This window comes from Citrobacter sp. KTE30 (genome assembly GCF_000398825.1).
Taxonomy (GTDB): Bacteria; Pseudomonadota; Gammaproteobacteria; order Enterobacterales; family Enterobacteriaceae; genus Citrobacter; species Citrobacter freundii.
This window is the reverse complement of sequence record NZ_KB976055.1, coordinates 2465626-2479264: the sequence shown is the minus strand read 5'-3', so window position 1 is coordinate 2479264 and position 13639 is coordinate 2465626. Positions and strand designations below refer to the sequence as shown.

At 53.3% G+C, this 13639-nt stretch carries 12 protein-coding genes; 5 read left to right on the top strand and 7 right to left on the bottom strand.

What is annotated here, in order from left to right:
- Positions 1–109: 109 nt before the first annotated feature.
- The gene (fadR, locus tag WC1_RS11340) at positions 110–829 is read left to right on the top strand and encodes a fatty acid metabolism transcriptional regulator FadR (protein ID WP_003020931.1); all 720 of its coding nucleotides are present in this window, start codon (positions 110–112) and stop codon (positions 827–829) included.
- 101 nt (positions 830–930) lie between these two features.
- Here fadR and WC1_RS11345 read toward each other — a convergent pair whose 3' ends face one another.
- Positions 931–2463 carry a SpoVR family protein gene (locus WC1_RS11345; protein ID WP_003844058.1) on the bottom strand — a complete coding sequence of 511 codons (1533 nt, stop codon included), beginning with the start codon at positions 2461–2463 and terminating at the stop codon, positions 931–933.
- 322 nt (positions 2464–2785) lie between these two features.
- On the opposite strand from WC1_RS11345, the gene WC1_RS11350 reads away from it, so the two are divergent.
- Together WC1_RS11350 and dadX are read left to right on the top strand one after the other, a co-directional pair.
- The gene (locus tag WC1_RS11350; protein ID WP_016150378.1) at positions 2786–4084 is read left to right on the top strand and encodes a D-amino acid dehydrogenase; all 1299 of its coding nucleotides are present in this window, start codon (positions 2786–2788) and stop codon (positions 4082–4084) included.
- A 12-nt stretch (positions 4085–4096) separates the two neighbouring features.
- Complete coding sequence (gene dadX, locus WC1_RS11355) at positions 4097–5167, top strand: catabolic alanine racemase DadX (protein ID WP_003020922.1); 1071 nt, start codon at positions 4097–4099, stop codon at positions 5165–5167.
- Between the two features lie 105 nt (positions 5168–5272).
- Here the strand turns inward: dadX and WC1_RS11360 are convergent, their stop codons facing one another.
- Both WC1_RS11360 and ldcA read right to left on the bottom strand, forming a co-directional pair.
- Complete coding sequence (locus tag WC1_RS11360; RefSeq protein WP_003844057.1) at positions 5273–7006, bottom strand: potassium/proton antiporter; 1734 nt, start codon at positions 7004–7006, stop codon at positions 5273–5275.
- A gap of 97 nt (positions 7007–7103) precedes the next feature.
- Complete coding sequence (gene ldcA / locus WC1_RS11365) at positions 7104–8018, bottom strand: muramoyltetrapeptide carboxypeptidase (protein WP_016150377.1); 915 nt, start codon at positions 8016–8018, stop codon at positions 7104–7106.
- Between the two features lie 98 nt (positions 8019–8116).
- Here ldcA and emtA point away from each other — a divergent pair, with 98 nt between their 5' ends.
- Positions 8117–8728 carry a membrane-bound lytic murein transglycosylase EmtA gene (gene emtA / locus WC1_RS11370; protein WP_003020914.1) on the top strand — a complete coding sequence of 204 codons (612 nt, stop codon included), beginning with the start codon at positions 8117–8119 and terminating at the stop codon, positions 8726–8728.
- Positions 8729–8739: 11 nt separating this feature from the next.
- Here the strand turns inward: emtA and WC1_RS11375 are convergent, their stop codons facing one another.
- The gene (locus tag WC1_RS11375; protein ID WP_003020911.1) at positions 8740–9474 is read right to left on the bottom strand and encodes a flagellar brake protein YcgR; all 735 of its coding nucleotides are present in this window, start codon (positions 9472–9474) and stop codon (positions 8740–8742) included.
- 201 nt (positions 9475–9675) lie between these two features.
- On the opposite strand from WC1_RS11375, the gene WC1_RS11380 reads away from it, so the two are divergent.
- The gene (locus tag WC1_RS11380) at positions 9676–9930 is read left to right on the top strand and encodes a GlsB/YeaQ/YmgE family stress response membrane protein (protein WP_003020908.1); all 255 of its coding nucleotides are present in this window, start codon (positions 9676–9678) and stop codon (positions 9928–9930) included.
- Positions 9931–9971: 41 nt separating this feature from the next.
- Here WC1_RS11380 and WC1_RS11385 read toward each other — a convergent pair whose 3' ends face one another.
- From WC1_RS11385 to WC1_RS11395, 3 genes are read right to left on the bottom strand one after another with little or no spacing between them, the layout of a single operon-like run.
- Positions 9972–11942, bottom strand: coding sequence for a TonB-dependent receptor plug domain-containing protein (locus WC1_RS11385; RefSeq protein WP_016150376.1), 1971 nt, complete (start codon positions 11940–11942; stop codon positions 9972–9974).
- A gap of 23 nt (positions 11943–11965) precedes the next feature.
- The gene (gene modD, locus WC1_RS11390; RefSeq protein ID WP_016150375.1) at positions 11966–12823 is read right to left on the bottom strand and encodes a ModD protein; all 858 of its coding nucleotides are present in this window, start codon (positions 12821–12823) and stop codon (positions 11966–11968) included.
- Positions 12820–13632: a class I SAM-dependent methyltransferase gene (locus WC1_RS11395; protein ID WP_016150374.1), complete on the bottom strand. Its 813-nt coding sequence runs from the start codon at positions 13630–13632 to the stop codon at positions 12820–12822. Before WC1_RS11395 ends, modD begins: the two co-directional genes overlap by 4 nt.
- Between the last annotated feature and the right edge of the window lie 7 nt (positions 13633–13639).

Sequence of the window (13639 nt, the reverse complement as noted above, 5' to 3'; positions counted from 1 at the left end):
GAAAATGAAGCCTTGATCCACTTTTTCTTCATTGCGTCAGCTATCAGCTAAGATACCCATCTGGTATGATGTGTGTAACTATGTTTTGCTGTGTAATGGAATTTTTACTATGGTCATTAAGGCGCAAAGCCCGGCTGGGTTCGCGGAAGAGTACATCATTGAAAGTATCTGGAATAACCGCTTCCCACCTGGCACTATTTTGCCCGCTGAACGTGAACTCTCCGAACTTATTGGGGTGACACGTACCACGCTACGCGAAGTATTGCAGCGTCTGGCGCGAGATGGCTGGTTGACCATTCAACACGGCAAACCGACGAAGGTAAATAACTTCTGGGAAACCTCCGGGCTGAATATTCTTGAAACGCTGGCGCGCCTCGATCACGAGAGTGTCCCGCAGCTGATTGATAATCTGCTGTCTGTGCGTACCAATATTTCGACGATCTTTGTTCGTACTGCGTTTCGCCAGCATCCTGATAAAGCACAGGAGGTTCTGGCGACGGCAAATCAGGTGGCTGACCACGCTGACGCATTTGCCGATCTGGACTATAACATTTTTCGCGGTCTGGCATTTGCCTCCGGCAATCCGATTTACGGTTTGATCCTTAACGGTATGAAAGGATTATATACCCGCATTGGTCGCCATTATTTTGCCAACCCGGAAGCGCGCGCGCTGGCGCTGAGCTTCTACCACAAGCTGTCAGAACTCTGCGAGCAGGGTGCTCATGAGCAGGTGTATGAAACGGTGCGCCGCTACGGTCACGACAGTGGCGAGATTTGGCATCGTATGCAGAAAAATCTGCCGGGCGATTTGGCGATTCAAGGCCGTTAATCGCTCAAAGCCGGATGGCGACGCCAAAGCGTCTTATCCGGCCTACAAGCATGCACTTCGTAGGCCGGATAAGGTGTTTACACCGCCTCCGGCAATAAGATTTACAGACCGTTCATCCTTGGCGGACAACGCTCCAACAGCTCCACGCTGCCATCTTCATTCTGCTGCTCCAGCATCACATCAAAACCCCAAAGCCGGTGTACATGCTTGAGCACTTCTTTGCGTCCTTTATCCAACGGTGCGCGGTTATGCGGAATATAGCGCAAGGTGAGCGAACGGTCGCCACGCAGATCGACATTCCAGATTTGAATATTCGGCTCCAGGTTGCTCAGGTTGTATTGCGACGACAACCTGTTGCGGATCTCACGATATCCTTCCTCGTTATGAATCGCAGAAATCTCCAGATAGTTGTGACGATCGTCATCCAGCACGGTGAACAGGCGGAAATCGCGCATTACCTTCGGTGACAGGAACTGGCTGATAAAACTCTCATCTTTGAAATCGCGCATCGCGAAATGCAGGGTTTCCAGCCAGTCGGAACCCGCTATATCCGGGAACCAGTATTTGTCCTCCTCGGTCGGCGACTGACAAATACGTTTGATATCCTGGAACATGGCAAACCCCAGGGCATAAGGGTTTATCCCGCTATACCACGGGCTGTTGTAGGGTGGCTGAAATACCACATTGGTATGGCTATGCAGAAACTCCAGCATAAACCGTTCGGTGACTTTACCTTCATCATAAAGGTGGTTCAGGATGGTGTAATGCCAGAAAGTGGCCCAGCCCTCGTTCATCACCTGCGTCTGTTTCTGCGGATAAAAATACTGGCTGACCTTGCGTACAATGCGTAGCACTTCACGTTGCCAGGACTCCAGCAGCGGGGCGTTCTTCTCCATGAAGTACAGCAGGTTTTCCTGTGGCTCAGAGGGATAACGCCGGGCTTCCGCCACGCTTTTCTCTTCCTCTTTCTTCGGCAGCGTGCGCCACAACATATTGACCTGACTTTGCAGATACTCTTCACGACTTTTCTGCCGGGCTTTCTCTTCCTGTAGGGAGATTTTTTGCGGGCGTTTGTAACGGTCAACGCCGTAGTTCATCAGCGCATGGCAGGAGTCGAGGAGCTTTTCGACTTCATCCACCCCGTAGCGTTCTTCACACTGGGTTATATAGTTTCGTGCGAAGATTAGGTAATCGACGATGGAACTGGCATCCGTCCAGCTACGAAACAGGTAGTTGTTTTTGAAGAAGGAGTTGTGTCCGTAGCAGGCATGCGCCATCACCAGCGCCTGCATGGTGATGGTGTTCTCCTCCATCAGATACGCGATACACGGATTGGAGTTGATAACAATCTCATAGGCCAGTCCCTGCTGACCATGCTTATACAAGCGCTCGGTTTCAATAAACTTTTTACCAAACGACCAGTGAGGATAGTTGATCGGCATCCCGACGCTGGAGTAAGCGTCCATCATCTGTTCGGAGGTGATCACCTCGATTTGGTGCGGGTAGGTATCCAGTCTGTAGAGTTTCGCCACGCGGTCTATCTCTGCCAGATAGACATCCAGCAGATCAAACGTCCAGTCGGGTCCATCGCTTAACCGTGTGCTGTCCTTGTTCATGGAATCAATCGTAGCCATTCGCGCACCCTCATTGTTGGCGGCACTCTCTGTCTGGAGTACCTCATTTCAAGCATAGATCATGGTGTTAAAAAACGTGCTGCGGCAGAAATTTTTTCTTTGCGATTTCTCGTTAGCGAGGCGTTGAAAAACGGCATTGTCGCAAAATTTTATGCTGGATAAAAATAACGCACAGCAGGAGATGCCAAAGCAGAGAGTTCCCCGCCATCACCGCTATATGTGAGATAAGTCACCATAAAAAAGCCATATGTTGAATAATATTTTCAACTGAGTTATCAAGATGTAATTAGATGATTGTTCTTTTACTGTTAACGGAGTGGCTATGCGAGTTGTCATACTGGGAAGTGGTGTCGTTGGCGTGACCAGCGCCTGGTACTTAAGTCAGGCTGGACACGATGTCACCGTCATTGATCGTGAGCCCGGTCCGGCACTGGAAACCAGTGCGGCGAACGCGGGGCAAATATCTCCAGGTTATGCGGCACCATGGGCGGCACCAGGCGTACCGCTTAAAGCAATCAAATGGATGTTTCAGCGCCACGCTCCGCTGGCCGTTCGTCTTGACGGAACCCAGTTCCAGTTGAAATGGATGTGGCAGATGCTGCGCAACTGCGACACCAGCCACTACATGGAAAATAAAGGACGCATGGTGCGACTGGCGGAATACAGCCGTGATTGTCTGAAAGCGCTGCGCGCCTCTACTGGTATTGAGTATGAAGGACGTCAGGGCGGAACCCTGCAATTGTTCCGTACCGCTCAACAGTATGAGAACGCCACTCGCGACATCGCCGTGCTCGAAGACGCTGGCGTGCCATATCAGCTCCTGGAAGCAAATCGTCTGGCGGAAGTCGAACCGGCACTGGCAGAAGTGGCGCACAAACTGACCGGCGGTCTGCGTTTACCGAATGATGAAACCGGCGACTGCCAGTTGTTTACCCAGCGTCTGGCGCAGATGGCGGAGCAGGCGGGCGTTAAGTTTCGCTTTAACACCCCGGTCGATAAGCTGCTGAGCGATGGTGAGCAGATTTATGGCGTCCAGTGCGGCGAAGAGATTATCAAAGCCGATGCCTATGTGATGGCGTTTGGGTCGTACTCCACGGCGATGCTGAAAGAGATCGTTGATATCCCGGTTTATCCGCTCAAAGGCTATTCGTTGACTATTCCGGTAGCGCAAGACGACGGCGCGCCGGTTTCTACTATCCTTGATGAAACCTACAAAATCGCTATTACCCGCTTTGACAATCGTATTCGGGTTGGCGGCATGGCGGAGATTGTCGGTTTTAATACAGAGCTGCTACAACCTCGTCGTGAAACGCTGGAAATGGTCGTACGCGATCTCTTCCCGCGCGGTGGTCATGTGGAGCAGGCAACCTTCTGGACCGGACTGCGTCCGATGACGCCGGACGGTACGCCGGTGGTGGGGCGCACCCGCTTTAAGAATCTGCTGCTCAATACCGGCCACGGCACGCTGGGCTGGACCATGGCCTGCGGTTCCGGTCAGTTGCTGAGCGATATCCTTTCTGGCCGTACGCCAGCCATACCTTATGACGATCTGAGCGTGGCGCGTTACAGTCCGGGGTTTACCCCCTCTCGTCCACGACATTTACATGGCGCACATAACTGATAAGGACGTGAGATGACCCGCCCGATACTGGCCAGCATTGACCTGCAGGCGTTGAAACAAAATCTGACCATTACCCGCCAGGCAGCGCCGGACGCTCGCGTCTGGTCGGTGGTGAAAGCCAATGCATATGGACACGGCATTGAACGCGTCTGGAATGCGCTGGGCACAACCGATGGTTTTGCCATGCTCAATCTTGAAGAGGCGATAACCCTGCGCGAGCGCGGATGGAAAGGCCCGATACTCATGCTGGAGGGTTTTTTCCACGCTGAAGACCTGACGGTATATGACAATTATCGACTGACCACCTGTGTACACAGTAACTGGCAGCTAAAAGCATTGCAGAATGCCCGCCTCAAAGCACCGCTCGATGTTTACCTGAAGGTGAACAGCGGTATGAACCGGCTTGGGTTTTTACCGGAAAGAGTTCCAACGGTCTGGCAACAGCTGCGGGCGATGCCCAACGTCGGCGAAATGACGCTGATGTCGCATTTTGCAGATGCAGAGCACCCGGAAGGTATCCAGGAAGCAATGGCGCGTATTGCGCTGGCAACAGAAGGACTGGAGTGCAGACGGTCACTGTCGAATTCGGCCGCCACGCTGTGGCACCCTGAAGCGCATTATGACTGGGTTCGTCCGGGCATTATTTTGTATGGCGCGTCGCCTTCGGGACAATGGCGGGACATCGCCAACACCGGCCTGAAGCCAGTGATGACTCTGAGCAGCGAGATAATCGGCATACAAACGCTGAAAGCTGGCGATCGGGTGGGTTACGGTGGCCGTTACACCGCCAGCGGCGAGCAGCGCATTGGAATAGTGGCGACCGGCTATGCAGACGGTTATCCGCGCCATGCGCCAAGCGGAACGCCTGTGCTGGTGGACGGTGTACGTACCGGGACGGTGGGGACAGTCTCAATGGATATGCTGGCGGTAGATCTGACACCGTGCCCGCAGGCAGGGATCGGGACACCGGTAGAGCTGTGGGGCAAAGAGATTAAAATTGACGATGTAGCTACCTCAGCAGGAACGGTGGGCTACGAGTTGATGTGTTCTTTGGCGCTGCGCGTACCGGTTGTGACGGTGTAACATTTATGGGGTTGCCTGATGGCGCTGCGCTGATCGGGCCTGTAGATTCAGCGCATTTTACAGGCCGGGTAAGGCGCTGCCGCTACCCGGCAAACATCATCCGCTTTACTCATCCTCGTCTTCAGCAACGCGAACACCGACCTTCAGCACTGCATTATCTTCCTTCTCGGCCACCGTCCAGATCATGCCAGCGAATTCCACCTGGTCACCGACGACCGGCGCGGCACCAAGCAGATGCTGGACAATTTCACCCAGCGTTTGCTGCTTATCACGATACTCTGTGCCATCATCCAGGCCATAAATCAGCGCCACATCGGCATATTTCGCGCTGGCTTCCAGAATAAAATCACCGAAGAAGCGCTGGTCTAACGACACTGGTGGTGACTGGCTGAATAGCTTGCCGAGAGCGGGGAGATCGCGCTCGCGACCAATAACACACAATACGTCGCCTTCGCGCAGACGCGTGCTGCCGGAGGGGTGAAACAGCACGTTGTCACGAAACAGGGCGGCTATTCGCGTTTCTTCCGGCATATGCAGGTCGCGCAGCGCGGCACCCACACACCACTTATCTGCGCTGAGCTGATAAACAAACTGCTCCCACGGGTTATCTGGGTGAATATCGAGACCAATGCGCGAAACGGGCCAGCCGACGGGAGGGACCACCACTTTGGCTTTTTTCGCGGCCCACGAAAGTGACGTTCCCTGAAACAGCAACGAGATCAGTACCACGAAGAAGGCGACGTTAAAGAACAGGCGCGCGTTCTCCAGTCCCGCCATCATTGGGAAGACGGCGAGGATGATCGGCACCGCGCCGCGCAAACCCACCCAACTGATGAAAATACGCTCGCGCAGATTAAAGCCACGAAACGGCAGCAGTCCGGCGAAGACCGAAAGCGGGCGGGCAATGAATATCATCCACGCAGACAAAATCAGCGCAGGGATTGCGATAGGCAGCAGGTCGGACGGCGTAACCAGCAGTCCAAGCACCAGGAACATGGCGATTTGCGCCAGCCAGGCCAGACCGTCGAAGTTTTGCAGAATACCAAATCGGTTGCGGATGGGGCGATTACCCAGCAGGAAACCACACAGATAAACCGCCAGAATACCGCTGCCTTCCAGCGCAGTGGTCAGGGCAAAAATCAGGATCCCACCGCTTAACGCCAAGAGTGGATACAGTCCGGCAGGCAGAGAAATGCGGTTAATCATCTGCTGGAGCATATATCCACCGCCAAGACCGATAGCGATTCCTAAGCCAAACTGCTGGATAATGTGTACCGCGAACATCCAGCTTAATCCGGTCTCGTGATTTTGGATCATGGCGATGAGTGTGATGGTCAAAAACACGGCCATCGGGTCATTACTACCGGATTCAATTTCCAGCGTAGAGCCAACGCGTTCGTTAAGTCCCTTACCGCCAAGCAGGGAAAAGACCGCCGCGGCGTCAGTTGAACCAACAATCGCGCCAATCAGCAGCCCTTCGATAAGATCCAGATGAAACAGCCACGCGGCCATCATGCCAGTGAGTCCGGAAGTAATCAGCACACCGACCGTCGCCAACGATAGCGCCGGGCCTAACGCAACGCGAAAAGAGCTGGCCTGAGTGCGCATGCCGCCGTCGAGTAGGATAACCGCCAGTGCCAGGTTACTCACCATGTAGGCGAAAGGATAGTTATCGAAAGGTATGCCGCCAATACCATCCACACCCGCTAACATACCGATAGCGAGAAATATCACCAGAATTGGGATACCGAGACGTGATGAGAATGAACTGAGTAAGATACTGCAGGTGACGAGAACGGAACCCAAAATAAAAAGGCTAATAATTGCTGCGGCATCCAACGTTCGGTTACTCCTGAATTACGCTGTTTCGTATTAATAAACCCTACCATAATAACGACAGAAACAGCGTTTTACTTAGCCCCATTAACTGCTTTTTTTACGATTTTAGTACCGGATGCCCACTTAAGGTGAGCTGAGTGCTGTTTTTATCGTTTTTCAGCACCGCTCTGGCTCCCAGCGGCAGGGTGACGGTGCGTTGTTCATGGCCAAAATCGAGGCCGCCGATCAACGGAACGGACAGCCTGGCGCGCAGAAAATCACAAACTGAATCAAGATGGTAACCAGCGTCGTAATCATTCGGCGCGCTGCCGCTAAAACTGCCGAGGATAATGGCGTTTTGCTGGGCCAGTATTCCCGCGTGGTACAGTTGCAGCAGCATGCGCTCGACACGGAATGGATGCTCGTTAATGTCTTCCAGCACCAAAATGCCGTTTTTGATGGCCGGCATCCACGGTGTACCCATCAGCGAAATGATCATCGCCAGATTTCCGCCCCACAGTGTACCTTCAGTCGCGCACTGCGGACCGTCACCCTGCCATTCGAGGGTGAATTGGGCATTACGCAATGCTTGCCAGAAATGGTGCTCGGTGAATGCGTTTATCTCCTCGGCACCGAAGTTGGCCGCCAGCATCGGGCCGCTGAAGCTAATCACATTCCCTTGAGCCAGTAGACCACACTGGATCGCCGTAAAATCGCTGTGCCCGCACAGCAGCAGCGGATCTTGTTGCTGGCGGGCTGCCAGCCCTTGCCAGTCAATATCTTCCAGTAAACGGCTCGCGCCATAGCCGCCACGTACCGCCATCACAATGGTATCGGGGGTTTTCAGATTAACGAGCGAGTTCACATCAGCAAGCCTTTCTGCCTCTGTACCCGCAAAACGCTGGCAGCGGCGCGCAATGACCGCTGAATTGTCGACCTGATGACCGGCCTCAGTAAGACGTGCAAGCCCACGTAACGCAGCCTGCTGATTGATACAGTAGCCCGACGGGGCAATTAAGTGAAACCGGGACATGGCATTTCCTTGCTACAACTAAAACCAAATGTATATCATGCCGCGTAGGTATGTCGTTGTCACCTCAGCGACAGGTTCCGGCTATAAGGATAGATGACGTGAAATTGAGATGGTTTGCTTTTTTGGTTGTATTACTTGCGGGCTGTAGTTCAAAACATGATTACAAAAACCCGCCGTGGAATGCTGAAGTTCCGGTTAAACGCGCAATGCAATGGATGCCGATTAGTGAAAAAGCCGGTGCGGCCTGGGGTGTCAGTCCACAATTGATTACCGCTATTATTGCCATTGAATCAGGCGGTAATCCGAATGCGGTCAGTAAGTCTAATGCGATTGGTCTGATGCAGTTAAAAGCCTCGACTTCAGGCCGCGATGTTTATCGTCGCATGGGATGGAGCGGAGAGCCGTCGACCAGCGAGTTGAAAAACCCCGAACGCAATATCTCCATGGGGGCCGCATACCTGAGCATTCTGGAGACCGGGCCGCTGGCAGGGATTGAGGATCCACAGGTGATGCAGTATGCGCTGGTAGTATCGTACGCTAACGGAGCGGGAGCATTGCTGCGAACGTTCTCTTCCGACAGGAAGAAAGCCATCAATAAGATCAACGATCTCAGCCCGGATGAATTTATTGAACATGTTGCGGACAATCATCCGGCGCCGCAAGCTCCGCGCTATATCTGGAAGCTTCAGCAAGCGCTGGATGTAATGTAATTCAGGTGATGTTAATCGCGCACTTTGTTCGACTTTTCCCGGGCCTCGCGCTCAAGGGAAAAAATAATCCGCTGTAAGTTCCGCTCCACCGCCGGGCCGACGTTGAGAAAACGAAAGCTCAGGCGGGGAGTGGTAATGGTTTCGTTTTTACTGTCGATAACTTTGCGTTCGCTAATGGAAATAAGCTGGGCGTCAACGTGATACACCCCCCATTGTTCCATGTTCAGTTCAACCTGCGCGAAGCGTATACCTTCTACCAGTCCTTCTGGTTTTGCCGTTTCTAACAGCCCGCCCATACCGCCAAGCGACAAATCGAATAAGCGAAAGCACAGCGTGCTGTTGTCCGGCATTTTTGCCGTGCAGCGATAGGGAGGATGCAGCGGAGCGCCGATGCGGAAATATTCCCGACGCTGAACAAACCATAGGGAAGGCGGCAAGGATGAAATAAACGCTGGCAGTTGCTGATACTCACCTTTTTTTAACTGTGGCAGGGTGAATTCTACTTTGGCTCCCTGCGTTTCGGCGATAATCGAGATCTGACTGGCCCGCTGTACGGCCTGGTTTTCATATTCCTGGCTACCAAAATCCATGACCAGCTCGTCCGGGCTGACGGCCAGAACTTTGCTGATGAACTGGCCGCCCGACCAGGAGATACGCAGTGGAACCTGCTGCGATTTTAAGTCCCGAAGTACACCTAACACCGCTAACGGATTTTGCTTCAGGAACTGCTCATTGTAGTTACTCACACCTAATGACTCCCGGATGCCTGGTTTGTCGTTGGATTATCGGCATCAATCAACGGAACTTAATACAAATGGATGAAATTTTTTACCAACGCCAATGAATTAAGTCTGCGTGAAAACAGCATATAGCGATGGTTTGCCTATACTTTAAAGGCTGGCGCAAGAATGTCTTGCGCGTGCGTTCACTGGAAAGAGGGCCTGAAAATGGGAATTATTGCCTGGATTATTTTTGGTCTGATTGCGGGGGTTATCGCCAAACTGATTATGCCGGGGCGCGATGGCGGTGGATTTATCCTGACCTGTATTCTCGGTGTTGTCGGTGCTGTGGTCGGTGGATGGCTGGCAACGATGTTTGGTATCGGCGGCGATGTCAGCGGGTTTAATCTCCACAGCTTCCTGGTGGCCGTGGTCGGCGCGATTGTTGTGCTGGGTGTCTTCCGACTGGTGCGGCGAGATTAATCGAACGGCCCCCGCGGGGGCCGTTTCTCTGTATTGCTAAGTCAGAACTGATACTCAATCCCCGCCCAGTAATTACGGCCTTCTTCAATAAATCCTTCACTATAAACGTACTGCGTATCGAACAGGTTATTGACCGACGCGTTAACGCTGAATCCGTGACCGATGGCGTAGTCAGCGCGTAAATGGGTAATGGCGAAACCAGCGGCTTTCTGTGAGCCGTCGCTATTGCTATAGCTCGACGAACGGGCCTCTTCTGACAGCGTAATACTGAGCGGATCCCATGGCTTCAGCGTCATCCAGGCAGTCAGGGTTTGCGTTGGCAGGTCGGTAATCTTGCCGATGTCGCTGCGTTTGACGTCTGCATGAATAAGGCCGTAGCTCAGACCGACATCCAGTATATCAAAGACTTTACCTTTAACGCCTGCATCCAGACCGGTGTAATCCACCCGGCCGCTGTTCTGATTCTGAATGGTGTCGGCATCAATATTGTGTGAAAGGATGGCGTCGCTGATGCGGTTGTAATACACGCTGGCTTCGAATCCCCAGTTCTGACTAAGTGACCCATTCCAGGTCAGATCCACGCTGCGGGCGCGTTCAGGTTTAAGCTGCGGATTGACCAGCGCCACCTGGTTATAGGCCGGTTTTGAGGTCGTGTAGCGTTCTTTCAACGTAGGGAAACGCGTTCTGTCAGAATAGGACAGCGCTAATGTGTCTGCATTTTCGAAGTGATATTTGGTCATCATCTGCCAGTTGAAGGCCGACTGATTGTTGTCATCATAGTGGGTGACGCTACCATTTTTTTCGTGCTTCATGCCTTCCAGACTGTCGCGCCAGTCATAGCTTATTCCCGCCACTACATCGACATTATCCGCCGCCGCCCACTGATATTCACTGGCAACAGACCAGGTGCGGTCTTCGTAACGGTCGTAAGCCGCATTCGGTGCGCCTTTCTCGCGGTGAACATCATCCTTCCAGTTTACGGCGAAAGAGAGCAGGTCGTTTTCACGCATATCCGCAGCGAGCTGCAGGCCAGCTCCATCGCTATAGTCTGAATAATGACTGTAGTTGCCTTTTTTGTTTTTCAGATCGGCAAGCGAGTTGTACATCATCAACGTATTTTCAAAGGTATCGCGATACAGACGGCTTTTCAGAGTGAAACGATCGCCCAGATGGGTGGTGCCCTGATAGTAATAGCTCTCTTTATCGTACTGTGGCCATTGCCAGTAGCGTGATTTCTGACTGCTGGTTCCGGCATATGGTGGGTTATCTTTTTCACCGTCCTGATTAATATAGGTCAGGACATATTCATCATCGCCGCGAGGGGTAAAGCCCAGCTTCACGATGCCGCGTTTATCATCGGCGGACGAGTTGGCAATCTTGCCGTGACTACCCGCAACCGGATTGTCCACGCCGTGCGGTAAGCCAAGGAAATCCTGCTTCAACTGGCTGCCGCTGAGCTGAATGTAACCCAGATCGTTACTGGCGCCAAATGAAGCGTGCATATCGTGAGCGTTGTCTTTGCTACGACTCCAGCCCTGGCGATAACCGATGCTGCCTTCAATTGGTTTGGTGGGCTTTTTGGTGGTGATATTAATGGCACCGCCCATCTGGTTAGGCCCTTGTAGCAGAGATGAGTAGCCTTTGGAAACTTCAACTGAAGCGATATCGGATGTCAGAAAACGGCCTAAATCGAGGTTGCCGTCATAGGGGATGTACACCGGCACACCGTCAAAAAAGACGGGAACCTGACGGCTGTCAAAACCGCGTACTTTCACCTGCTGCTCATTGCGGTTGCCCGACTTTTGCAGCACCACGCCGGGGACGACGCTTAGCGCCTGCGCCACGTTTTGTTTATCCAACTGTTGGATCGTTTCCTGGCCGAGAACCGTAGTGGTTGCCGCAGAGGCCGGGCTTGACCAGACGGTCATGGTTTCGCTTTCTTGCCCAGCAAAAGCACTGTGCGCGAAAGCAAACGACAGGGCTGTGTAAAGACAACTTTTGTTGAAATTCATTATTGTTAGTCCATTTTTTAATGTTATATGCCACGTGCGTCCGGGCTCAGGCTAACTTTGATATCCGCAGGTGGAGCGTAATAAGGTGCGGAAGTGATAAAGAGCCTGATGCCACAGTCGAGATAACTCGCCAGCGAGGCGAGGGTAATGCCGCCAGTCAGCGCCAGCGTGCAATGAGGGGCCAGTGAAGGTGCCTGACGGGCAATGTCTGTCGCCTGCTCAGGGGTGAATTTGTCGAGTTGCAGAACATCGGGCGCGGCGCGTAGCGCGGCTAATGCTTCATCTGGCGTATCCGCTTCGACGACGATCTTTTTTTCTGGCGCATGGCTGCGTAAGCGCGCAACCGCGTTTGTCCAGTCGTTTGGGTTGGTAAGAAAACGGCGGTGATTAGCGAACAGCAGCACCGTTTCGGCGCATCCTCCGCGATGAATAATGCCCCCGGCAGCGAGTATTGCCTGAGTCGCCAACGAACGCGTGCCGGGAATGGCTTTGCGGGTGCAGGCAATCTGCCCATCAGGATAGCGTTGGCGCAGTTGGCTCAACATGCTCTCAAGATAGCCCGAAACTCCGCAGCTCCACTCCAGAACGTTTTGTACCGCTTTCCAGCCCTGATGTAGTGCCGCCGCATTTCCGTGCGCACAAATTATTCTCTGTCCCGCGCTCGCTCGTTCGCCATCGGCCATAATATCGCTGACGGTTATGCCCAATGATGTCAGCATTTGTCTGGCAACAGCGGTGCCGCTAACGCACCCACCCTGGCGATGGTAAAACTCCATAACGCCGGGCTGTGCGCCAATTCCCAACGCGCGGGTAGTCAGATCGCCGCCCTGAATATCTTCCAGCAGCAGCGCGTCGGTTTGCGCCTGCGAAAAGTAGATCATCGCAGCGCCTCCCGCGGCACACTGTCCCACCAGATAAGCGCCCAGTCACGGCTGGCGGGGGCAATCGCGCGTGGATCCTGCTGCTGATACCAGGTTTCCAGACGTTCGAGCTCGTCGGCGCTTAGTTCGCCCATACTCCAGCGCACGTTTTCCAGAAAGCGCGTCCAGGTACTGTTGTCCTGCTGACAGTTGGGGCCGCGGATAAAATCGACGTGCGCGTGGATCCCCATCTGATACAGGACATTAAGCGCATAGATATAGTTGGGAAGCTCAATCACCTCGCGGCCCAGCGCACGTTGAATGGAGGGGGAAACGAAAGATGAACTGACGAGATGGGTGGTGTAAACCCGCAGCCGGGCCTGATTATTCAGTTTGGTCATTGCCTGGCGCATATCGGCAACCAGCGTAGAGCGCGAGGCGACGGCGATATCGCACTGGGGTAAATCATCCCAGTGTTCTTCCCAGGCCCGCTGCACCCACTGTACGTGACGGGCGTTCATTTGCACAGCGCGGCGGGCAGCAACGCTCAGCATTCCCTGGCTGTAATCTACGCCGTAAATTATTGGTATCTTTTTAGCCAGCGCCAGCGAGACCGTACCGGGACCGCAGCCCATATCAAATAGTGACTCCGCTCCTTGCAGGTCGATTTTCCCCAACAGCTGTAGCAAATAGCTGTCGGTTAATGAGGCGCAATTCTCCGCCATTTTTTCCGCACGTTTATCCCAGTGCTCCGGCTTTTTCTCGGTTCTGTTCGCCAGTTGTAACTGTTTACGGTAAAGATCGGCAAAATCAATGTCGTCAATGAGCATTCTTATT